Here is a 22,916-nt window from a genome sequence, read left to right on the forward strand (position 1 = left end):
TGTAACGGTGCCACGACGTAGCATCAGAATGAATTGGGCGATAGTTTGGGTGGAACGCTGACGGTTAGATGGTTGTTGGTTCGTTTGGCTCGAATCATTCACCTTCAACTCTTTTCCCAGGCGTCCATTCACTTCCCAGTAGTGTTGAGCAGTTTCCATCAGTTCCCGCAGTGCTGCTAGCTGTTCATAGGCGAGATTAGAGCCATGCCACAAAAATTTCTGAATGGCGCGGTCGAAAACTACCAAGCAAGAAGGAATCAGACCCTGTTGTTGTTGCTCCCGCTGTAGTTCTAACCATTGGAAAATCTCTGAGTAGGCAGTTGTTGCCTGATGCCCTAACCTATCCCAGCGAGGAAACGACTCCACTGGTAATAGGCGAGGTTGCTCAGGATCAGGAGCATAGCAGTGATCCGCTAATAAACCAGCACGGACAGGATCAATTAGGGTTGCCGGTTGCAGATTTGAACTTTCAACCTTCAACTCCTGTACTTGTGGTTGGCTACTGAGTACTACCAGCATTTGTGCGATCGCATCTCGATTCACTAACCGTCCCAAGCCAGGATAAACTAGCGCTAGTAGAGTTAGTAATCCCTGAATCATCGGTGAGCTAATTAATGGGCGCTGGTCGTTGAGGGGTTCTACAGCAATGCCAAAGTTAGTCAGGATTTCCGTTAAGGTGTAGCGTGCGATCGCATCTAGACCTGGAGCAATGATTGCTATTTCACCAGGCTGCACTTGCCCAGACTTGACAGCTTGACTAATCACCCCAGCCGTTTGCTGCAACAGTTGAGCGCGGGAGGTGGTTTGAATCGATTGGATAGACTCAGGTAGACCCTCAATAAACATGGAATTAGTAATTAATTCCACTACTGTGTTTGCCAATTCAACGGGCATTGCATCAATAGATAAATCCGGTAAGATTTCCACCAGGCAACGGGATGCCAAATCCGCTAGATAATTCGGGTCAGCATTAAGACCCAAGCGTACCTGTCCATTAGGATTAAAGCTAAAAGCTCCCACAGCCCCTTGATTGAGTAGAGTCTCAAATAAATCCCGAGCGATCGCAGGATAGTCATCCACATCATCCGCCAGCACTGCCTGATACCGCTGCTGCAAATACTGCTGATAAGTGGGGTCTGGCAACAAATACCGCCAATACAGTTCAGCAATAATCCCGTAGGTTAAGAATCCCCTTTCTAGACACCAGCTTCGCCACTCTAGCAACAGCTTTCCCACCGTTGACCAAAGTTCCGGGTTTCCTTCCTCCTCTGGTATTCCTTCAGTTAATATGTGGGGAATGTCTTCAACAGGTATCCCACTCACTGCTGCTAATTGTAACAAGTCCAGGAGGCGGCGCACTCTAGTGTAATCATTCCCCCCTGGCAGTTGTAGTAGATCATTATCCAGCTCAGTACGCCAGTGCTGGGTGGCTAAATCCTGTTCAGTCTCAGGACGCAATCGCAACGGAAACTGTGCCTTGAGGTCCAATCGCCCAATTAACAAGGGCCAAAATAGCATGACCTCATCTTGGAAAAAACCTAAAGGTGTCTTGGAAAGTACTGGATACCGTCCCCGGATTACCTCTGTGAGCCGATCTGCCAACTGACGCCGATTATCGTCATTAGCAGCAAACACTAAAATTCCTGGGGCTTTTGAGGGGGTTCGTTGATATCTTGAACTCGACTTTGGGTTTGACCAATCCAGTCCTCCTTCAACCCATTGGTAAAACTGACTCACAAGGCGAGTTGTTTTGCCAGTGCGAGTTGAGCCAATGATCCACAGTGAATTTTGAACCACGAAATTTTTCTTTAGGTAATTTGTTATCATACCACATGAACTAGGATGTAAGAGTTCTAGGAATAATTAGGTGCAAGAGCGCACCCCTGAGATGTTCAGAGTATGAACCTAAAGAATTGAATGAATCTTCAAACTATCTTACGCACAGCTAGACAATGGTTCTTCGATACACCAGAGAGAGCCTTAGATCAGGCATACAAAGCGGCACTAAAAATTAAAGCGATTGAAGATGAATATTTTGGAGGTCAAAAAATCTCCGCCGATACCAGTCAATATAGTAACAGCGTAATTGCCTATTTTGAAGGAGAAATCAATAAATATATAAAGACTATAAACGTTAGACTATTAGAATTTAAAACCAGTCGTTCTGTAATAATAAATTCTGAATTAACCGGATCTAATTCTATCGAAACTAGTCAACAACAAGCTAGGGATAATTCTCGGTTATCTGAGTCAATCGACCTCAGCGACCAGCAGTCAATAATTATTGAAAAATTAAATTTTATTGATGAAATCATCAACAAGTATGCTCCACCAAAACCCGAAAAAAACACCGCAGCATTGATTCCTATAAACCAAAAGGCAGATAATCAGATTACTAACTCCAGTCCAAGACAGGTTATCAAGCAAAATTCCAATCTTCGAGAAGCTGCTTATTTGGAATCAGACAACAATTCATCTCCAAACAATCAAGGATCTAACTCCAAGAAAATAACCGATAAAACCGGTGTATTACCTAGGTCAATCGTAGGAACAGTCAAAAGAATTCAGCAGGAACTCGATCCACGAGCTGAAGATAAAGTTGTCAAAACCTTTCGTCGATCTCAACGTAAAACCGTAATCTCTATTAAATTTATCCTAATTTTAACTATTGTTCCTATTTTAACTCAGCAAATTTCTAAAACGTTTCTAGTTAGTCCCATAGTTGATCACTTTAGAAGTAGCCAGGAATCAGCTATTTTTTTAAATTATGAGATGGAAGAAGAAGCTCTGGTAGAGTTAAAAAAATTTGAAGAAGAACTCCACTTTAGAAGCTTACTAGGGTTTACTCCTAAACTATCTGAGGAGGAGATGGAAGAAGAGATTAAGCATAAAGCTAACGAACTGGCAGAAGACTATCATAATCAAGGGTCCAATGCCATTAAAAATATTTTCGCTGACATTATAGCTCTACTTGCTTTTGCCTTAGTTATCATGAACAGCAAGAGAGATGTAATTATTTTAAAATCTTTTATGGATGATATTATCTATGGACTTAGTGATAGTGCCAAAGCCTTTATAATTATTTTGTTTACCGATATGTTTGTAGGATTCCACTCTCCTCACGGTTGGGAAGTAATCCTAGAAGCCCTATCCCGACATTTAGGAATACCAGAAAGTCGAGAGTTTATATTTTTGTTTATTGCCACATTTCCAGTTATCTTAGATTCGGTGATAAAATATTGGATTTTCCGCTATCTGAATCGGATATCTCCTTCAGCAGTAGCTACCTATCGCACCATGAATGAATAATAATGGATCTACCCTACTTTTTAGGTTAAATAAACAGTCTGTAAGAGGGAACAGGGAACAGGGAACAGGGAATAGTGGTAAGAAGCCGTATTCCGAAAATTTTGTTACTTGAAGAGCATAATTTTCCTGCCTTGATGCAATAACGAGTGGGGGTTTACCCCAAGACCGCTTAGGTGCGCTTGACCCGTAATTAAATTCGCCACGGGTCGCACCTCTGTATCGCTTGTACAGTCAGCTTTATGTTTTTTTTAACTGGAACTTTAGTATAAAAAGTATTGAATAACCATAAGAATATAGCCGTAAAACTAAAGGTTAAGACATGTTTATGTTCCCTGTTCCCTGCTCCCTATTCCCTGTTCCCTGTTCCCTATTCCCTATTCCCTACTCCCTACTCCCTACTCCCTCACCCAATTCAAATATAGCAATTTTGGCAATCTTCAAACTTTCCAACTTACAACTTGAGCATAGAGATAAGCGATTGTTTCAGACATGATTGACCGCACTCCTTGACTAGAAACCCACCACTGTTTTGGTTCATAGTCAAGGGAATTAGCGGCTATTGCTCCAACTTTAATCTCAGGACCAAGAACTTGCTTAAATAGCATCCAACTTCTGCGAGTATGAACATCAAACGAATAAAGATTAATAGATTTTATTGATTCATCAGACGTTAATAGCCACTCCCGTAACGCCTGAACCGATGCTAAGGTACGATTGACAGTAACATCTGGTGCTGGAACAGCAACTAATTTATCTGGCTCAAAACCCAGTGCGATAAACGTTGCCGCAGTCAATTCAGCATAGCTTTTATACTGTGACAGATAATATCCTTTACGCAGAGGAAGGCCAGTGGTGATTAATTTTTGATAATTACCCCGATCAAATTCTTCCATGGCACCTTTTAAGGCATAGTCCGGTAGCCATCCTTCTACTACTAAAGCATCAGCGTTAATGGGAGAATTAATCGATAAAAATGGGTGGATATGAGTTAACATAAAGAGACTACACGTAATAATCAAAAAAATATTCACAAACCATCCTTTAACCGTTAAACCCCACTGTTTTCGCCTACATACTAAACGCATGATTGGGACTTTTAATGAAAAATTAGATCGTCAATAGTCCCTCGTGATTAGTAACCACAAATAAAGTCTCTTGTGGTCACTAATGTACGGTATAGTCCACGGTATAGAAAACCGTGGTCACCTAATCACTGATGACTAAGAATTACTGATGACTAGTAACGTCTAGAGCATCTCACTTTTCTAGTACTTACCAATCAAAGTCCCATCTGTCCGGATTTTTTGAAAAAGGATTCTATTCAGTCCCCTTGCTTCCTTCGTTTATACTTCCTTCGTTTATATTCCTCTTCTGTCAAACTGGGGTCAAACCTTGATTTTTCCTAGGCTGAAATGACGCAGATTCGTTCGATTGTCCCAAAGTGACAGAAGAGGGATAAGCTGTTGCGCATTTAAATTGGGTATTATTCAGTTATAAAAAAAACCGTTAAACTCTCTCCCCTGCTCCCCTGCTCCCCTGCTCCCCTGCTGTCAGAACAATAAAATTTAAATGAAGAACAGCTTATAGCGGTTTTCAATTAGGTGAGGTACATGTTTTTAGGGAACAGGGAAGAGATAAGAGGGAACAAGCCCAAAATCCGGTGTACCTCATTAGGCTTAAAAGCGCTATACTGGTCAGTAAGTCTTTAATCTTAGTTAAGCTTCCAGTACTCACGAGATACTACGACACTTTCACAAAAACTCTAGTTCCCGAGTGCATCCCAATTTTGCAGTGAGTATAAATACTCAAGTTCTATTAGTTTATACTGATTTAAGCAATACATGCAGAAGTTAAAGATGGCTGCCGATTAGAGTAAGCCAACCCAGGTAAGCACAAAATAAAGTTTCGGTTCCAACTACGGCTACGACTAAAATTTCGACTATGGATCCGGCTCATAATCCGGCTTCAGTTAAAATTACGGTTACGGTTAAGGATACGGCTATGGTTACGACTATGGTTATGACTAAGGCTAAGGTTCCAGCTATGGCTAAGGCCAAGGCTATGGTAATAGCTAAAGCCAAGACTAAGGCTATAGTTATTACTTCAGCTACGGCTAAGCCTCCAGCTAAGGATGTAACTCCAGTTAAGACTGCCACTAAGGTTCCGATTCCGGCTAAGGCTGCGGCTATGGCTATTAAGGTTAAGGCTAATACTTTACCAATACCTCGACGAAGGATAACAGTAATTAATAAAATTATGACAACCAATGTTATCCAGCTGAAGACTTTCTATAATGGTGACGTTTTTGCTTCTTATAAAGCCAGTTTGAGCTTTATTTAGGCTTGATTTTTGTTTAAGTACTGATATTACCCAATTAAGGAAACCATCTTATTATATCCTCAATAACCTTAGCAGATTCTTCAATAGCCTCAGTACCTCCTAAGTTTACAATTAGAGAGCTTAATCCATTGATTTCTCTAAGAAAATATTGTCTTGGCTGTGCAGATAGAGGGTAAATAATTGAGTGCCAATGATTATAGGTATTTTCAGGGTCAAGCTCAATTAATTGAGGAGATATACCTCCTAGTAACGATGCTTTTTTGTCTTGGCATTCTTCTCTTATTTCTTTACAAAAATCTAATATTTTATACACTAAATTATTTGGTAAATATGGGGAAAGTTCACGGAGAGATTCTGCTTTTAAAATGGTATCTTTAATAGATAAAGCTGATTCTAACCCTAGGGGCATTAATTTTTTTGTTAATCGTGGGGCTAACCCATTAAATGCTATATTAGGTAAAATAGCCTTAGTGGGAATCAGTTCTAATGCCTTGGGAATTAAATGTAAAGGTAGATTATCTGCTAATGCCCACCAAGCGATACCAAGTTTTAATCCATTTTCGATGAGATTTAGAATTACTATTATCAATTCTTCTGTGCAGTAGGGAATTATATCTATTAACTGAAGTTCGTTTTTAAGATGAATTTTAGAAGATAGTTTGATGTCTAATGGTATGCCTGACTCAGATTGTAAAAATCTGAACATATATGTGATGATATCAACTAAGCTTGTAGTCGCGAATTTTGTATTGTTATACTTTTCAAGTTTTAAATATTCACAACTTTTGATTAATTGATCAGAAGCTACTCTTATTGAATAAGAAGTAGGTTTTGAAAGAACTACTTCTTGAAATGTTTGATCTTCAATATCTTTAGCGGGAATTAGTTCAATTTTTTGGTTTGGAGAGATAGGAATAAAAGGAATTATTTCCCTTAAAAATTTCTGTTGTTCTGGAGAATTTTCTAAAGCAATAACAGTTTTTAAAGATTGCAACAAACATTCTTGTGATAAAACGGGAATAAGGTTTGTTAAGCACGTTATCATTTCTTGCTCTGAATAACTCTTGAATACAGCACTAAGCCAAAACCAAAAATCATTAGGAAAATAAAAGCTTAAAATGCCTAGCATTTCCTTTATATCGGACTCTGGATTAACACCATGCCAACTTTGGGTAAAAGAAGTAAAATATCGCTCAAGTGCTAACACCCTTGAATCTAATTCTGGAGCATAGGTTGTCAACAGAATGTATGATTTTAATAACTTTAACTGGTCTTCATAAATAATTCTTGAAGTGATTAAAGCTTCAGCAACTAAATTTTTAGGTAGATGAGGTGCTAGTTTTTTAGTTAATTCATTTCGTTCATTAATTGTTTTAATATTTTTAGCACCAATGAGAGTTTCTAGTATTATTTTTTGAAAGTTTGAATTATAAATTAAATCAGGTATATGTGATGATAACTTTGCTATTAAATCTGCTTTATCTTGTAATTCATTATTAATTGATCCTATAGAATCTAAAGCTAATTCTAAAAAAAGTTCATTTTCTTGAAACTTGCAAGCTATTTCAGTTATATTTTCAGCTTTGAAGCTGTCTTCAAGTTTAGAAATATTTTCCATTGCTTGAGGTATAATTTCTGGAAAATAAGAAACTAGGTAGACAAAAGCTTGAGCCTGGATTAAGTTAGTTACGTCTGTATTTTCGTAAGTAAATTGAATATTATTAATTACCTGTAACACTCTAGTCTGTAGAGTTTTAGGTAAGTAAGGAGCTAAAATCTTCAAACATAGACTTGTAACAACACCATTAGGGATGGCATCAACAAAATCTAATGCTTGAGACATTAATGTTTCAGGCAAATGAGGTGCTAAGTTTGATAATACAGCCATTCTTTGTGCATTATCATAGGGAGAGTTTGTTGCACCTATTAAGGATAATAAATTTGGGAAAACATTTGCGGGTAAGTGCTCAGGTATCTCTGTCCATACAAGTATCTCTTCAGCTCTGTCTAAATCATTTGCGGCCAATAAAAGAGATGGTATTAGTTCTGTGGGTAATTTAGAGGCTAGTTTCTTTAATGCACTTGCACGCTGAGATTTATCCTGGATACATTGTGCAGCTTCCAAAGCAACTGGGAGGATTTCTGGAAATTGAGAACCTATTTCTTTTAAGACTGTTGCCAGTTCATATTTATCTTGAATATCTATGACAATTTCTCCAATTGTAGGCATAAAATCTCGGGATAAATGAGGAGTTATTTCTGTCAAAGCCTCTCTTTTATCTGATTCTTTATCAATATTTATTGTGCTCTCTATAGCTTCTAATAAAATGGCATTTTTGTCCTGAACATAAGGGAGTAATTTAATCATTTGTTTAACTTTTTCTAGCCGTTTATCATGATTTATAATACTTTCTAAAGCTTCTGAAAAAAGTTCTGAGTTATCAGGAAAGATTTCCAGCAGCTTAAGAAATGCCCATATTTTATCTGATTGGTTTGCATTACTTCGGATTAAATCTAAGGACGTTGAGAGTAATTCAGGCTCCTCGGTAATTAATTCAAGTAAAAGATTAATTTGTTTTGAACTTTGTAGATCTTCTAGTTGTTTAATATGATTAAAACACTGTTCTGGACTCCAAAATTTATATTTAGCTAAAGTTAGCATTAACTCAGTAGGAATATTAGTAGCTAAACTGTTGTAAGTAGCAGTTAGCAACGCATACCGAAATTGCCTACTAATGGCTCGTGATTTATTCCCAATTTCAAATTCTTTTTCAGCTTCTTTCCAGGCGATCGCTAGATCTGTTAAAAAACTTCCTGCTTCACCAATAATATCTTTAGCTTCAAACAAAGCAAGACCTTGATTATCAGTTTCTAAAGTAAGTAAAGCGTGCAAATCTTCTACTAAATTAGCGTCAGCTACGTGATAAACTAAGTATTTTAAATCATATATATCTAAATTCGCCAAAGGATTTGTTTCAGGAATCATCATGATTTTTTGAGGTTAAAAAGCTAGTTATATTCTTGGCTTTTGCGAAATCCTGGTATTTTATTAAGTGCAGTTTGAGCAATATTTTCATGAAACTCAGTCAACCCGACTTCTTCTTTAAGAAATTCTTGAAAACTTGTATGATAAATGCGATACTTATGCTCTCCTGTTAGAGATTCAACTTCATTTAAAAATTGTTTCCAGGCTTTTATAACTTCTTTGATTTTTGATAATGATATTTTAATATCTCTTAATAGTTCTTTTGATAATTCATTTTGATATGTTTTTATCCATTCAAGGATTTTAGTTGCTGAAACAGGTTCTTTAACTATAGCTAGTGTACAAACTACTGGTTTATAATATGGATCAAATTCTTCTTTATTTTGTTTTTTCATATAATCCCAGTGTCTTTTATAGTATCCTTCTAGACCTTTAGGTAATTTATGAATACTATCAACAGTTTTAACATTAATATTTCCATATTTGATATCTTGTAAAACATAAACTATATACATAAAATTACCTTCACTTCTTTCAGTAATTGCTTCAATAAACTGTTGTTCTTGTACACCCCACTCTTCGATCCGAGGTAACATTGAAAATTTATGATTTTTCACATAATTTGTAATGTATAAACGAACATCATTTAGATTTCTAGGATCGTCATCTTCTAAGTATATGTCTTTAGAGTTATTGACATTGAGGTGGATGTCATCTTCTGTGCGAGTAGTGATAATAAAGAATACTCCATCTGGTAAATCTGGAGGTAGATATAAACGATTAGCATTTGAACGTGAATTTTCTTCTGCCTCGTCTAAAGCATCTATTAAAATGATTACAGGGGTTTCTTGATCGGCGATTTCTCTTAAAATGTCTAACAAAAAAAGACTATTTTCTGTAGCTTTATCTGGTAAGCTTGAATAGCCTAAATCGTACTTAATAATTAGCTGTTTACAAATATTCTCTAAAAAAGTACGGGAAGAATTAATACCAGCAGGGGCAATATTAAAATGATGTGCATATCCTTGTTGTTTAACTAATTGAGCAATAATAGATGACTTTCCAATACCTGGTTCACCTTTGATGAGAATATAGCCTGATGGAAAATCTTTATCTTTGAGATAATCATTAATTGCTGCAAAAATGAATTCACGACCAATAAAGTTTTTGGTTTTATCCTCAATCAGTGCTTGAAATGCTTTTGTTAGTTGGATATGTTGAGGAGTAACATAAAGTTGTTTACACCAATTACTTGAGGTTAACTTAGTCTCTATTTCCTTAATTTTTGTATCGCATTCTTTAATTCTTTCTTGTAGTTCAAACTTTTGATTCGCACTAGCAGTGATGGAAAGTTGATATTGAAAATAAGCAAGTTTTTCTTCCCATTTACTTTTAGCTTTTTCTAGTTTTTCCCTCGACATCCCCTATCTCCTCACCACTCCCTTAAGTTTCTTCCAAGCCTGATACATCAATCCCTCTGTCTCCATTTCCAGTTCGTAAGAAGCTATAGCAGGAATTAAGGGAATAACGACTTTTAACTTGGCTGAAGCTGCTTTATCTTCGTCTAACTTGTCTCTAATCTCTTGTAGTAGGGAAATTAATTCTGAAGGATAGGTACTAGATGGTATCTGTTCAAGAGAAGTAACTGCTTTTTCTACTTTAACCAGTTGAGTTTCAGCTTCTTCATAAGAGATGATAATTGCTTCCTGGGGGTAAAGTTCCCAGTATTCTGTCTCGTATTTACGAATATCAGGGATAATTTCACACTTAATACGCTGCTTCAGTTCAAAATTAGCAGGTTTGCTACTGCTAATAATTAACTCTTTTTCAAACTCTCCTAGTTTTTCGTAGAGCAATTCTAAAATATCTTTTAAATCATTTAATCTAGCGCGATCGCTCATCGAAACTTCCTCACTATCCCATAGAAGTAAACTATTTTTTTACCAAAACCTGTAATTATTCTACTTTTGCTTCCAAATCTGCTACTCTCTCGCTCAGTGGTATATCTTCCGTAGATCCGAGATAGTGAGCTTTAGCTTTCATCAGCCGTAATCCTATATGGTAAAGGGAACAGGGAATAGGGAACAAAAATTATCATAATTTATTTTATGTTGAATAAAATGTTGCCTCGCTTTCTAGTGTAAATTACAACCAATAAATCAAGATTCCGGAAATACTTTTCCGAATAAATATGGAATGCTATAAATAAATAACTATATAGTGTTAAAATAAAATTTCCTCACAACCGTGCTGCTGTTCTGCTGTTACGATTAGCTTTGCTGCACCAAAGGCGATCGCACCTATACTAGGTAAGTTTAGTTGTATTGCTATAGTAGAATAAGTAGTTCTTGTCAATCAACTGATAATACTTCTTAATAAACCCTACCTTGTTGTGTTTATTAAACTACAGACTGTTTCGGATAGATGTCCTGGGATAGGTTGTTCTAGCTGAAACCGACTTCTACCGTTGCAATGCTCTGAAGGAGCCGCTAAAAGCGGACGCTACCATATTGTATTTGACTAGTGGGACTTAAACAATTACAAAGGTAAAATTCAGGTATAATCTTTGGCAGGTAAACATTTCACGTCCAAAAACGACTGATGCGAGAGACGACTCCTAATGCAATGCCCCCGAGCTAAGAAAAATGGTGTCTCAGATTTGATGATTGCTTCAAAACCAAAGCTCAAAAAACCGGGCCCGCGACATTACCTAGCAGGGTAAACGCAAGAAAATTTATAGGTTCGATATGCTATAGTTTAAGGGAATGGAGGCTTCTAAAACCTTAAGCATATACCTTGTATCCATGCTGGCTCGTTTGGCTTTTTGACGAGTACTACGTTTATAGCTCGTTTCAAGGGTTGAGTAGATTGATGCTCCAGCGCTTGAGTAAAGCCATATTCTGTGGAGCATGCCCTGTACGAATCCGGCTGCTATCCTCCCCAAAAGTCACATCTAATACGAGCGTGAAGTTGGTTTTCAATGGACCAGTGTTGTCGGATAGTTTTGCCCAACTTCTGAGCATTGGGCGGCAAAGAAGTGAGGTAGAACATGACCTCACGGGTAGTCTTGTTCCACAAATGACGGGTGCGAATAACCATCACGATAGTCTTTAATCCAGACCACTGGGACTGTTTGTACAAATCTTGATCTATCTGTTCGAGAGAAACCGCCCAAACCTGGCGCTTTTCAGTACGATGGTGTCCTGATTCTACCCTGACATCATAGCTATAGTCGATGCCCTCAAAGTTATTATCCACAGCAGTCTCAAACCATTGCTTTACCTGCTCGAATAAAGTGGGATGATTTCCTTTGAGAGCCAAAACATAATCAGCACCAAGAGCACGAATACTATGGGCTATCTGATGCTGAGTACCCATAGCATCAATAGTAATGATGCACCCACAGATGTCCAATAATTCTAGTAAAGCTGGGATGGCTGTAATTTCATTAGTTTTATCTTCGACTTTAACTTGCCCAAGAAACAACCTATGCTCACTCGCCCAAGCACTCACCATATGCAAAGCGGATTTTGACTGGTTGCGGTCATAGGAACTCTTGAGTTGTTTGCCATCAATGGGGATAACCTGTGCTCCTAAATCTCTCACCAAACTACTCAACCAACTGTTGAAACTACCCTCGAATGCACTGGGAGATATTTGCTCAAAAACTCGTCGGTATGTATCTGCTGAGGGAATCCCGTTTGGCAATGCTAAAAACCTCGACAACCAATGCTGGTAGCTGATCCCATAGGTTTCGATATCTTCCCACCCCGTCGCGCCCCCGATGGTAGCTAGCAGTGCAATCATCACAATACTCACAAATGGATGGAGTACTCCTTGTTTCCGGAGCGGATCTGATAGATGTTCAAAATGCTCGAGCATTTGCTGCTGAACCTGTTGAACATCAAGGGCTGGCTGTAGTGGTAAGGATGGACTACTGGTGTAAGTTGATTTAGTGGGTTTATCGAAGCCAATCACCATGGGACACCTTTATTGTGACATCGGTTTCACTAGCATATTATGAGTTCATTTTTCTTGCGCTTACCCTGCATTACCTAGGAGGTTTATTGGGAGAAAGTGAGAGAAAAAACCGTTCCTCAAATGGCAGATAACGCCATTGAAGTAGTTTACAATCGATTACATCATTTGTAAGCATTCAGCCGTCAGCTGTCAGCTATCATGCTTAAAATAAACCTCGTTCCCGTAGCGTGCCCATCGCGCAAACAGGAGATTTAATAGTTCGAGATTAATGAAAATTGGAGTAAGCATTCAGCAGTCAGCGGTCAGTGGTCAGCTTATTTGATGCAAAAGCACCGATTAGTAGCCTGAGCACAGACCTTTGGCTGATAACTGATAGCTGATAACTGATAGCTGATAACTGATAGCTGATAACTGATAACTGATAGCTAATAGCTTACACAGGCTTCTTTTTGAGATACTCAAAAACCGACTTATCACCAATATCAGGTGGAATCGGTTGCAATACTTTACGCAGGGCAAACACCATAAACAAAACCGCCCAGAGTCCTAACAGAATCATCTCCCAATCTGTAGACCAAAATCCAACGATATGTCCTAGTAGCAGCATAGGGACTAGGGGAGTTAGGAATTTAGTTTCCAAGCGATTAAAGCAAAATGCTTCCTTGAAATAAATTCCGGTTAACGCTGCAAAGGTAAAACCAATTCCGAATAGAGAAATAGGATGGTTATAAATGTATAGAGCAAGGGGCTCATTGCTGGAAAAGGCCAGTACAATGGAGGAAATGCAACCGATGCCCCAAAAGATTTGTAGTAGGCGGTGCAGGGGAGCTAGATAAATATGAATGGTGACTAAGCTAACCCCTAGGGCAAGGCAGAATAAGCCATAAAGAGGAGTCAGCACATTTAAAATACTTGGGCTAGCTCCCCGCAATAGAATTAAATTACTCGCGATCGCAAAGCTCAAGGCTGCTACCACTAAGCCAGCGCGGTAGATAACTACGCCAATGCGATCGCTTTCGGTAATGGTAAATTCGCCAAACTGACCTTGGTAAACTACCGGTTCAGACGGTTGTAGTGATGTGGTCATAATATCCTGGAAAGGAACTCTGTACTAATTAATATTCTAATTTTTAATGCTTAATTCCACTTTATCTCCCCAATCCAGCTCTAATTGAGACTTAGCACTCCCACCGTTAACAGCGATTTCTACCCAACCATGGCTACCAATTAGGGCAACGATCTCTCCAAGTGGGCAATTGCTGTAGGTTTGACTATGGGGGATAATGCGATCGCTTATCTTAACCGACCAAGTTTTGCCATCAACCTCACCCCCTGGGATATTGGTGATTAAATTGCCAAAATGGTCAACATATTGGATAGAACCAATAATCCCATCATCGGTTAGTGTTTTTGTTGGTATATCTAGCGTTACCAAAGTGTTTGGGTCAATTACCTCTCCCAAGCTTTCGATTGCTAAGCCACTAGCCAAGTGAGCTCCAACACTAGCAAAGATATCTCGACCATGAAACGTAGTGCTAGGATTTCTAGTGCGCCAGTAGGCTGAGTTGCTTAGCTCAACTGCTGCCATGGCTGGGTATTGCTCCAAAACTCCACTGAATAGCCCATTATCTGGACCAACCAAGAAACCCTGTGAAAGTTGGATAGCGATCGCTCTTCGGTGACTGCCGACTCCTGGATCAACCACCGCCACATGAACTGTCCCAGCTGGAAAGTAGGGATAAGCATTGATCAAATTAAACCGAGCAGCGGCTAGGTTTTGAGGGGGGATTTGGTGAGTCAGGTCTACTATAGTCAAAGTTGGGTTCACTTGGGCAATGACACCCTTCATCACACCCACATAAACATCTTGTAAGCCAAAATCACTCAGGAGAGTAATAATCCGATTGTCAGGCATGGTTATCTCAAATCCAGTTGACTGATGATCATATCCCTTCTTGGGTAATCGGTAATGGGTAATGAGGCAGAATTGTTATGAGCTTCAAGGGCTTCCAACATTAAACCTTAAACATTAAACATTAAACTTTCAACTTTCAACCGTCAACCGTCAACCGCTTCTTAAGGCTGAAGTATGAAGTATGACCTATGAAAGCTCAAGGTGAAAGCTCAAGTCTGAACGGATGAGTTAGCATATTAAAACCACTTAAGAAAGCTAATCTACCCTAGAGCAAAGGTTCACTAATCATGTCTATGGACACATTACTGACAGAGGTATGGAAAGCTTGGCATAGCCACAATGGCTGGATGGCTTGGAATTTGTTTCTAGCATCAATACCATTAGCTCTAAGTTTTTGGCTATTCCGCAGTAAATCTGGATTACACTCCGGATTATGGTGGATAGGTTTAGCAGTTTTTATCCTATTTTTGCCCAATGCGCCCTATCTGCTCACCGATGTAATTCATCTAATTCAAGCCATTCGCCGCAATTACTCAGTATGGACAATTACTCTAGTTGTTATTCCCCAACATCTGCTAGTTATCCTAACCGGTTTTGAAGCTTACGTTCTATCTGTGATTAACCTAGGTGAGTATTTGCAGCGGCGAAGGTTAGGAAAGTTGATCGTCTCAGCTGAGTTAATTACTCATGGTCTGTGCGCCTTTGGTATTTATCTAGGACGATTTCAACGCTTCAACAGCTGGGACTTGGTTGCTCAACCCAATAGCTTAGTCAAGGGCATGATTGATGATTTAACCTCTAAAGGTCCACTACTAGTAATGGCCGTAACATTCGTGGTGCTGACTGTATTTTACTGGATGATGAAGCAAATAACCTTAGGAATTATGATCAGAATGCGCCACCAACGTTCTGGCAGCGCAGCTTCTGGATAACAGATTCCTGGATAACAGATTCTTGGATAACAGATTCTTGGATAACAGATTCACAACTTCCAAAGTTTTATGGCTGATTACATTCAGCCTTTTCTGGACTGAAATCTGGCGTAGTATAGTTTTCCCTGTTGCGGTAGATATAGCCGTCAGGTTCGTTTTTGAAGATTACACCATTGGTAACTAACCCCAGAACATTTTGACCTGAGCTGTTGAGAATTTCCATAGCCGCATTAGCACTGGCAGAATCGATTTTTTCAGGTCGGGCTACCAGTAAAATGCCATCAGCCATTTTGCCCAAAATTGGCGCATCAGCCATACCAGCTAATGCTGGAGTATCTAAGATAACACAGTCATACTCTCGTGAGAACTTCTGCATCAGTAAAGCCATCTTCTGAGAGTCTAGAAGAGCCACAGGATTTGGAGGAATTACCCCAGCCATCAGAACATCAAGACCAGTCATTACTTCCCGTTTAGCCTGATGAAATTGAGCATCACCCACGAGAATATTACTTAAACCTAAGGAGTTAGTTAGTTCCCACAGATGATGTTGAGATGGATAACGCAGATCAGCATCGATTAGTAACACCCGGCGTCCTACTTGAGCCATAGCTGCAGCTAAATTAGCACAGACATGGGACTTGCCTTCCTTAGGAACAGAACTGGTTACTACAATCGATTGCAGTGGTCGATCAGAACTGATAAACTTCAGATTGGCTTGCAGAATTTGATAGGCTTCACCGACGACAGAGCGGGGCAAATCTCTTGGAAAAATGGGAAAAACATTCTGTTGAGACGATCCAGCAAAGTAGCTCGTACTGACCAGCTTGCCGTAATCTGGAATAACCCCTAACAAGGTATATCTGAACAAATCTTTTAATTCTTTGAGAGTATGAACCGATCTGTCTAAGAGGTCGATCAAGAAAGCCGTAGCGATCGCAACTAACATACCAGCAAAAGCTCCCCCTGCCAGGATCAGGTTAATGGGGATCGGAATCGGCTGTTCAGGAACGATCGCCTCTGAAATAACACGGGCATTACCGACATTTTGATTTTCCGCAACTCTGGTTTCTTGTAGTTTGCTTAACAAAATTTGGTAAGTTGCTTGTGCAGCAGCTACCCGTCGCTCCAGTTCCCGCTGATTCTGCTCTAGTTTCGGTAGGACTCTAGAGCGCTCTTTGTAAGATGACTGAGTATTCCTCAGAACACCTAGTTGGCTAGTCAGTCCTAAACGCTGTACCTCGGACTGAACCAATTCTGCAGTCAGTTGTTGCTGGATTGGTCCAAACTCTAACAAACTCTTAACCGGTGGCGCTGGTTGTTGGCTACCAATAACCTGGGCTATTCGCTCTTGTAGTAATTTTAATAGTGCGGCTTCCTGAAGAGCCAACTGAGCCACTGTCGGGTATTCATCGTTGAAGCGGGTGCGCTCCAGTGCTAACTGAGCTTGTACCCCTTGGAGTTGTGTCAGTGCCTCCTGGACCCCAGTAGACTGCCTTAAAGACGTAGCTGCCACAGCTTGCTGTGTATCCAGACCAATCTTATTGCGCAAGCCCTCAGACTCAGCATTTATCTGTGCTAACTGAGCCTGAAGTTGAGAAATTTCGTCGTCTAATTTGGCAATCGACCCGACTGCAATGCTAGCTTCTTGTTGCAGGTCTAATATTTTATTAGCTTCTTTGAATCTACGCAAATCCGCTTCTGCTTGGCTGACAGTAGCTTCAACTTTTGGAAGTTGTTTCTCAATAAAGTCACGAGCGGCGACAGCTTCCGCTCGGTTAGTTTGGATATCATTCTCTATGTAAACCTTAATCAGTGTGTTAACGATCCTTTCTGCCCAAGTAGGATCATAGGATTCATAGGAAATGGTGAGGATATCTGTCCCCGGAATTGGTTTGACACTCAGTTCTTTTAAAATGAACTCAGGAGATATAAATTCACCGTTTTCATCCCTGAGGTTAAGAGCTTGGATTGTTTTTTCTATAATTGGTCTGGAAAGAATAATTTCTACTTCCGTAGATAAGGGGTCGCTCTGACGAGCAACATTATCAATCGTGCCAGTTGGATTATCAACCCCGGTCAGAGAAGAAGAATTATCTGTCTTTAACAACAGTTGAGCTGCTGCTAAATAAACAGTTTTTTGAGAGAAAACATACCATGCGGCCAGACCGAAAACACCACCAAATGCTAGGCTTGCTGGCAAAAAACGCCGTTTGAAAACTAGCCAGTATTTATGAAAATCTATTTCTTCTGAATAATCTATAGCTTCCATAATTTTTCATGAAAAAAGTTTAATACTCACTGACAAAAATTTAGTAGATTGCTTACCCTTTTTTCACCGTCAGAAGCTAGGTATTGATTTTCTCAATATATCTATAGATAGATGCTCTATTAATTATAATGAATTATGATGCTATTGGTTACTTGAATTTGATTAAATTATAAAAAAAATAAAACACAAAAAAATCCTATGGTGTCTAGCTTTTTTTTAGTGTTAATTTTCCATTGTTTTCGGTAATGGGTAATGGTTTGGGAGTAATCACAAGTCTCCGTTGCCCATTACTAATTACCAAACCTTACACACCAAACCTTACACTGTTAATGCTTCCAGACATGATATAAATCGTCTTTTGATTACTCTTCTAGTCAAGTCTGTCTGGCTTTTCCCTTAGAGGGCGAAGCATTTGTATACAAACTGGCACTCTTAGAGCTACTGTTTAAGCTACATATCCAGGTACAAATACTTCGCCCCTACCGACAATGAGTTTGGGTAGATTTAGCTAGCGTGTTGTCGATACCAGTCGATAGTATTCTTCAACCCCTGCTTAAACTCCATCTGAGCAGTGAAGTTAAACTCCTCCTTGGCTCGTTCAATATCCAGACAACGGCGAGGCTGACCATTGGGTTTATCAGTTTCCCAGACAATTTCTCCCTTAAATTCCATCAATTCGCAAATCAACTCAACTAAATCGCGAATTGAGATTTCATAGCCTGTACCCAAATTAACTGGCTCTGGCTGATTGTAATCCGTGGTAGCCATCACAATACCCCGTGCTGCATCGGTTGAGTAGAGAAACTCACGGGTAGGACTGCCATCACCCCAGGCAGGCAATTTCATTTCTCCCTTTTGTTGGGCTTCATAGACTTTACGAATTAGGGCAGGGATTACGTGGGAACTGCTGGGGTCGAAATTATCTTCCGGACCATACAAGTTCACCGGTAACAGGTAGATGCCATTGAATCCGTACTGTTGCCGATAGGCTTGTAGCTGGACTAAAAGAGCTTTCTTAGCAACCCCATAAGGGGCATTGGTTTCTTCCGGATAACCATCCCAGAGGTTATCCTCTTTAAAGGGTACTGGTGTGAATTTGGGATAGGCACAGATGGTACCAACACAGACAAATTTTTCCACACCGGCTTCATAGGCGGCATGAATTAGCTGAGTACCCATCATTAAATTGTCATAGAATAGCTCAGCTGGCTTTTCTCGATTAAGACCAATGCCACCAACATGAGCAGCAAGATGAATGATGATATCCTGCTGATCCACAGCTCTTTGACAGTTCTCTAAAGAACGCAGGTCATAATCACGCGATCGCGGAATAGTAATCTTCTGTGCATCCGCTCCAGCTTTACACAACTGATCCACTACCTGACGTCCTAGAAATCCAGCCCCACCAGTAACTAGAATCCTCTTATTACTAAGATCTAAACTTTCCATTTATTTGTCATCCTTGCCTAGCTTTTGGAGAACTATCACCGTCTGGTGCATCGCAATGCAAGCAGGAATATACTGAGTCATTATTCAACACAAATCCTATTGATCCGGATTTGTGGTTGCTGATGTATTGCCTTGCACTAGCGATGCTACCTTCACAGTCAGTCATAGACTAACGGATTAGTCAACCATCGTAGCTACACCTTGACGGATATAGGCTTGATCATTCAACGGTTGAGTACTTTTGCCATTAGGGAGTGACAGACCCAAGGCTTGTAAATCCGCTTCTACCATTAAACCTACCAACTGCTCAAAGGTTACAGATGGCTCCCAACCTAGTGTCTTCTTTGCCTTGGTGGGGTCACCAATTAGTATATCTACTTCGGCAGGACGCAAATAACGCTCGTCAAACTCGACATAATTATTCCAATCGAGATTGACATATTTGAAGGCAATCTCTAAAAATTCCTTAACTGAGTGGGTTTCACCAGTCGCTACCACATAGTCATCTGGTTTGTCTTGCTGGAGCATCAGCCACATGGCCTTGACATAGTCCTTCGCGTAACCCCAGTCTCGCTTAGAATCAAGATTACCCAGGTAGAGTTTTTTCTGCTGACCTCCGACAATTCGGGCAATTGCTCGGGTAATCTTGCGGGTTACAAAGGTTTCCCCTCGACGGGGTGACTCGTGGTTAAACAGTATACCATTGCAGGCAAACATGCCGTAGGATTCACGATAGTTTATAGTTTGCCAGTGAGCATACACCTTAGCACAGGCATAGGGAGAGCGGGGATAAAATGGAGTAGTTTCCTTTTGGGGTATATCCTGTACCTTCCCAAACATCTCAGAAGAACCAGCTTGATAGAAACGCACGTCGATACCGGTGCGCTGACGATAGTCCCGAATCGCCTCCAAGAGTCGGAGAGTACCCATTCCCACCGAGTCAACGGTATATTCTGGGGAGTCAAAACTGACCCGAACATGGGATTGAGCCCCTAAGTTATAAATTTCCGATGGCTTAACCGCCTCTAAGATCCGGCGTAGGGTCACACCATCAGTCAAGTCACCGTAGTGTAAGAAGAACCGTGCGTTTTCATTGTGGGGGTCTACATAGATGTGGTCAATGCGATCTGTGTTGAAGGTGGAGGTCCTTCGGATAATACCGTGAACCTCATAGCCCTTTTCTAGCAACAACTCACTCAAGTAGGAACCGTCTTGACCTGTAATTCCAGTGATTAGCGCTCTTTTTGGTTCCGTCATTCTTTACTTTTCCTGTAACGTAATGTGGGCAATTTTGGTAGATATTGCTTCCCGAGAAAATCTCCCATGCAAACTTCCCAGTTTGCATGGGAGTTAATCATCACCACGTTAACTCAAAAATTTATTTGTGGCTGTAGTGAATTTACCGTAAATAAACTCTCAGTAAAAATTTCACATATTCTCCACAGAAAGTTTAAAATTCTAGATTAATATAATTATTGAAAGACTAAAATCGTGTTGACGTAAATTAATTTTTGGGCTAAAAAGTTGCTATTATTTTTTTTTAGTTTAAACTCTAAGGAGGTTTTTTTTATTTTTGAAATAGTTTTTTTATGGAATTTTTTTTCCATAATCTGGAGCATACTAGTTTAATAAATGCGTCGCCACTAAGGCAGTATTATTGCCTAGAGATCAGTAATAAGCATACCACATCAGAGGGTGTATTGAAGGTTAAAAACTTTACAAAATTATCATAATTTCGCAGGGGATAAGTTCTCAAATTTTATGAGTATGGGCAGGTTAATTAGGTTGTTTAGCCCCATGCTTTAGGATGAGGGCGACTTTGGAAACACTGGTTTAGTCAAGCATCAAACAAAATTAAGTGTACGGCTATATATTTATATAGGAAGTATACCAGTTTTTCAAAATCATCCTGTTATGGCATAATTTTTATGTATAAATAAGCTGATGGCCGTTGATTTTTTTTTGCTCGCTTTATAGTAAATAGTTTTATAGCCAAAATCCTCTGAATACAATTAAAACAATTGCATATTCAATTATTAAATATATTTAGAATTTATACAATTCTAAATATTAGATTTTTATTTTTTATTTAAACTTTAAATAATTGCATTATTTGATAAGTATCCTCTCCAAAATTTTAGCCTGAAATACCCTTGATTATTAGGTCTAATAATTTGGTTTTAATCGGATATTAATCAATGGAGTTGTCTAGGATGGGACTGCCTTTAACTGAAACCTATAGATTTGATATACGTGATCCTATTTTTGCAAAACTTCGTCGCAATACCTATGCTGTATGGCTTCGCATCGTTACATTAGTTTTCACTGATCTATTCATGCTATTGATGGCATGGTTAATTGCGGTTACTTTTAGTAAGTATATAAATAATGATTGGGGAATAGTCAATCAAGCAATACTAGTTTATATAGTCATACCCTGGGAAATTTTATTGATTGCTTTACAAGACCTTTATAATTCTGGTAACAAACGCCGTGACTACTTAGCTCTAGCCCAGACAATCACTGTTGCCCAGATTAGTCTACTCGTTATTGCTTGCCTGTATCAACCCGATCAATTTGTGATTCAACTAATTGATAGTTTGTTATGGCTATTAAGCCTCGCTCTTGTCTGCATCGGACGCTTAGGAATAGATTTTCTTCTGAGACGGCTTCGTAAAAAAGGCTTACTTCGCTATCCAACCCTGATCATAGGTTCACCATATCAACAACAAAAAGCAATTCAAATACTGGAAAACGAAGATTGTTATGGCGTTATTAAATTCTTCGATATTAATTTATTATATCAATCGAACCTATCCGATTTTATTAAAGAAATTCGTGCTCTAGACGTAGCCGAAGTATTTGTTTGCTCTTGGAACAAGGTAGAAGATTATATGTTCTTTTACTGGAGTCTCAGAAACGCAGGTATCACCTTGCGAATTTTGTGTACAGACTTAGGACCTATTTACCAAAATGTGGAGATGTCTAGTATAGGTGGTGTGCCTACCATAGGGTTTTCTCCCCCTCTAATTACTGGTATTGACTTTTTGGCAAAAAGATGTTTGGATTTTGTGCTTTCTGTCTTAGGAATAATTGTGCTTTTGCCACTGTTTATCAGTATTTCCGTTTTAATCAAGCTTGATTCCCCAGGACCGATATTTTACAAACAGGAAAGAGTTGGCTTACATAATAAACGATTTAAGACTTGGAAATTTCGCAGTATGTTTGTGGATGCTGATCAACGTCTCAAAGAGCTAGAAGCTCGTAATGAAATGAAAGATGGTGTTCTCTTTAAGATAAAGGATGATCCACGGATTACTAAAGTAGGAAAAATTATCCGCCGCTATAGCTTAGATGAACTTCCCCAATTACTTAACGTTCTCTGTGGAGAAATGAGTTTAGTTGGTCCTAGGCCCTTGCCAATCAGAGATGTCAATAAATTCTCTGAACACCACTTTATACGTCATGCAGTTTTACCGGGAATAACCGGACTTTGGCAAGTGTCCGGTCGTTCCGATATTACGTCTTTTGAAGAAGTGGTACGTCTAGATACTTTGTACATGGAAAATTGGTCACTGTGGCTAGATTTGAAGATTTTATTAAAAACTGCCATAGTGCTTTTCCAAAAAAAAGGCGCTTACTAGTAACCTGAGTTGGATATAACCAACTTTGTCCAGGAGTCAGGAGTGGGGAAAGGGTAGCATGGGCTCGCCTAGTGCGTAAGCTTACCGCTTG

General features: G+C 39.4%; 17 protein-coding genes. 4 read left to right on the forward strand and 13 right to left on the reverse strand.

The features are described from left to right. Positions 1-1,797: recombinase family protein (locus F6J99_RS16560; RefSeq protein ID WP_293113880.1), on the reverse strand; the 1,797-nt coding region annotated here is incomplete at its 3' end. Positions 1,798-1,917: 120 nt separating this feature from the next. Between F6J99_RS16560 and F6J99_RS16565 the strand changes: the two genes are divergently transcribed. Together F6J99_RS16565 and F6J99_RS16570 are read left to right on the forward strand one after the other, a co-directional pair. Further along, complete coding sequence (locus F6J99_RS16565; RefSeq protein WP_293113881.1) at positions 1,918-3,309, forward strand: proton extrusion protein PcxA; 1,392 nt, start codon at positions 1,918-1,920, stop codon at positions 3,307-3,309. A 275-nt stretch (positions 3,310-3,584) separates the two neighbouring features. Beyond that, positions 3,585-3,731 carry a hypothetical protein gene (locus tag F6J99_RS16570; RefSeq protein ID WP_293113882.1) on the forward strand — a complete coding sequence of 49 codons (147 nt, stop codon included), beginning with the start codon at positions 3,585-3,587 and terminating at the stop codon, positions 3,729-3,731. 15 nt (positions 3,732-3,746) lie between these two features. Here the strand turns inward: F6J99_RS16570 and F6J99_RS16575 are convergent, their stop codons facing one another. The 9 genes from F6J99_RS16575 to F6J99_RS16615 all read right to left on the reverse strand — a co-directional run bounded on the left by F6J99_RS16575 (position 3,747) and on the right by F6J99_RS16615 (position 14,531). Next, a complete protein-coding gene (locus F6J99_RS16575) occupies positions 3,747-4,304 on the reverse strand; it encodes an ElyC/SanA/YdcF family protein (RefSeq protein WP_293113883.1) in 558 nt (185 codons plus the stop codon). A 957-nt stretch (positions 4,305-5,261) separates the two neighbouring features. Next, on the reverse strand, positions 5,262-5,576 hold the full coding sequence (locus F6J99_RS16580; RefSeq protein ID WP_293113884.1) for a hypothetical protein: 315 nt from the start codon (positions 5,574-5,576) through the stop codon (positions 5,262-5,264). Positions 5,577-5,683: 107 nt separating this feature from the next. Then, positions 5,684-8,638: a hypothetical protein gene (locus tag F6J99_RS16585; protein ID WP_293113885.1), complete on the reverse strand. Its 2,955-nt coding sequence runs from the start codon at positions 8,636-8,638 to the stop codon at positions 5,684-5,686. Positions 8,639-8,658: 20 nt separating this feature from the next. Further along, on the reverse strand, positions 8,659-10,056 hold the full coding sequence (locus F6J99_RS16590; RefSeq protein ID WP_293113886.1) for an ATP-binding protein: 1,398 nt from the start codon (positions 10,054-10,056) through the stop codon (positions 8,659-8,661). 3 nt (positions 10,057-10,059) lie between these two features. Further along, complete coding sequence (locus tag F6J99_RS16595; RefSeq protein ID WP_293113887.1) at positions 10,060-10,536, reverse strand: hypothetical protein; 477 nt, start codon at positions 10,534-10,536, stop codon at positions 10,060-10,062. 322 nt (positions 10,537-10,858) lie between these two features. Next, a complete protein-coding gene (locus F6J99_RS16600) occupies positions 10,859-10,990 on the reverse strand; it encodes a hypothetical protein (protein ID WP_293113888.1) in 132 nt (43 codons plus the stop codon). A gap of 576 nt (positions 10,991-11,566) precedes the next feature. Continuing rightward, positions 11,567-12,616, reverse strand: a complete 1,050-nt coding sequence (locus F6J99_RS16605) for an ISAs1 family transposase (RefSeq protein ID WP_365973485.1) — start codon at positions 12,614-12,616, stop codon at positions 11,567-11,569. A gap of 433 nt (positions 12,617-13,049) precedes the next feature. Next, positions 13,050-13,703, reverse strand: a complete 654-nt coding sequence (locus F6J99_RS16610) for a DUF2301 domain-containing membrane protein (RefSeq protein ID WP_075896629.1) — start codon at positions 13,701-13,703, stop codon at positions 13,050-13,052. Positions 13,704-13,739: 36 nt separating this feature from the next. Next, positions 13,740-14,531 (reverse strand): SAM-dependent chlorinase/fluorinase, encoded by a 792-nt coding sequence (locus F6J99_RS16615; protein ID WP_293113889.1) that lies wholly within the window; start codon positions 14,529-14,531, stop codon positions 13,740-13,742. Positions 14,532-14,824: 293 nt separating this feature from the next. Between F6J99_RS16615 and F6J99_RS16620 the strand changes: the two genes are divergently transcribed. Beyond that, positions 14,825-15,463, forward strand: coding sequence for a DUF1361 domain-containing protein (locus F6J99_RS16620; RefSeq protein WP_070391140.1), 639 nt, complete (start codon positions 14,825-14,827; stop codon positions 15,461-15,463). A gap of 67 nt (positions 15,464-15,530) precedes the next feature. Here the strand turns inward: F6J99_RS16620 and F6J99_RS16625 are convergent, their stop codons facing one another. From F6J99_RS16625 to gmd, 3 genes are all read right to left on the reverse strand, one after another. Then, a complete protein-coding gene (locus tag F6J99_RS16625; protein WP_293113890.1) occupies positions 15,531-17,732 on the reverse strand; it encodes a polysaccharide biosynthesis tyrosine autokinase in 2,202 nt (733 codons plus the stop codon). A gap of 504 nt (positions 17,733-18,236) precedes the next feature. Beyond that, positions 18,237-19,181, reverse strand: coding sequence for a GDP-L-fucose synthase (locus F6J99_RS16630; protein ID WP_293057568.1), 945 nt, complete (start codon positions 19,179-19,181; stop codon positions 18,237-18,239). A 177-nt stretch (positions 19,182-19,358) separates the two neighbouring features. Then, complete coding sequence (gmd, locus tag F6J99_RS16635; protein ID WP_075896638.1) at positions 19,359-20,438, reverse strand: GDP-mannose 4,6-dehydratase; 1,080 nt, start codon at positions 20,436-20,438, stop codon at positions 19,359-19,361. 956 nt (positions 20,439-21,394) lie between these two features. Between gmd and F6J99_RS16640 the strand changes: the two genes are divergently transcribed. Next, a complete protein-coding gene (locus tag F6J99_RS16640) occupies positions 21,395-22,825 on the forward strand; it encodes a sugar transferase (RefSeq protein WP_293113891.1) in 1,431 nt (476 codons plus the stop codon). The last annotated feature ends 91 nt before the right edge of the window (positions 22,826-22,916 follow it).

This window comes from Moorena sp. SIO4G3 (assembly GCF_010692305.1).
GTDB classification, from domain to species: domain Bacteria; phylum Cyanobacteriota; class Cyanobacteriia; order Cyanobacteriales; family Coleofasciculaceae; genus Moorena; species Moorena producens_A.

Excerpts from the sequence above, each read along its gene's own strand:
- F6J99_RS16565 (WP_293113881.1), top strand. The coding sequence starts at position 1,918 with ATGAATCTTCAAACTATCTTACGCACAGCTAGACAATGGTTCTTCGAT.
- F6J99_RS16630 (WP_293057568.1), bottom strand. The coding sequence starts at position 19,181 with ATGGAAAGTTTAGATCTTAGTAATAAGAGGATTCTAGTTACTGGTGGG.
- F6J99_RS16610 (WP_075896629.1), bottom strand. The coding sequence starts at position 13,703 with ATGACCACATCACTACAACCGTCTGAACCGGTAGTTTACCAAGGTCAG.
- F6J99_RS16595 (WP_293113887.1), bottom strand. The coding sequence starts at position 10,536 with ATGAGCGATCGCGCTAGATTAAATGATTTAAAAGATATTTTAGAATTG.
- gmd (WP_075896638.1), bottom strand. The coding sequence starts at position 20,438 with ATGACGGAACCAAAAAGAGCGCTAATCACTGGAATTACAGGTCAAGAC.
- F6J99_RS16615 (WP_293113889.1), bottom strand. The coding sequence starts at position 14,531 with ATGCCTGACAATCGGATTATTACTCTCCTGAGTGATTTTGGCTTACAA.
- F6J99_RS16625 (WP_293113890.1), bottom strand. The coding sequence starts at position 17,732 with ATGGAAGCTATAGATTATTCAGAAGAAATAGATTTTCATAAATACTGG.
- F6J99_RS16620 (WP_070391140.1), top strand. The coding sequence starts at position 14,825 with ATGGACACATTACTGACAGAGGTATGGAAAGCTTGGCATAGCCACAAT.
- F6J99_RS16605 (WP_365973485.1), bottom strand. The coding sequence starts at position 12,616 with ATGGTGATTGGCTTCGATAAACCCACTAAATCAACTTACACCAGTAGT.
- F6J99_RS16640 (WP_293113891.1), top strand. The coding sequence starts at position 21,395 with ATGGGACTGCCTTTAACTGAAACCTATAGATTTGATATACGTGATCCT.
- F6J99_RS16575 (WP_293113883.1), bottom strand. The coding sequence starts at position 4,304 with ATGTTAACTCATATCCACCCATTTTTATCGATTAATTCTCCCATTAAC.
- F6J99_RS16590 (WP_293113886.1), bottom strand. The coding sequence starts at position 10,056 with ATGTCGAGGGAAAAACTAGAAAAAGCTAAAAGTAAATGGGAAGAAAAA.
- F6J99_RS16585 (WP_293113885.1), bottom strand. The coding sequence starts at position 8,638 with ATGATGATTCCTGAAACAAATCCTTTGGCGAATTTAGATATATATGAT.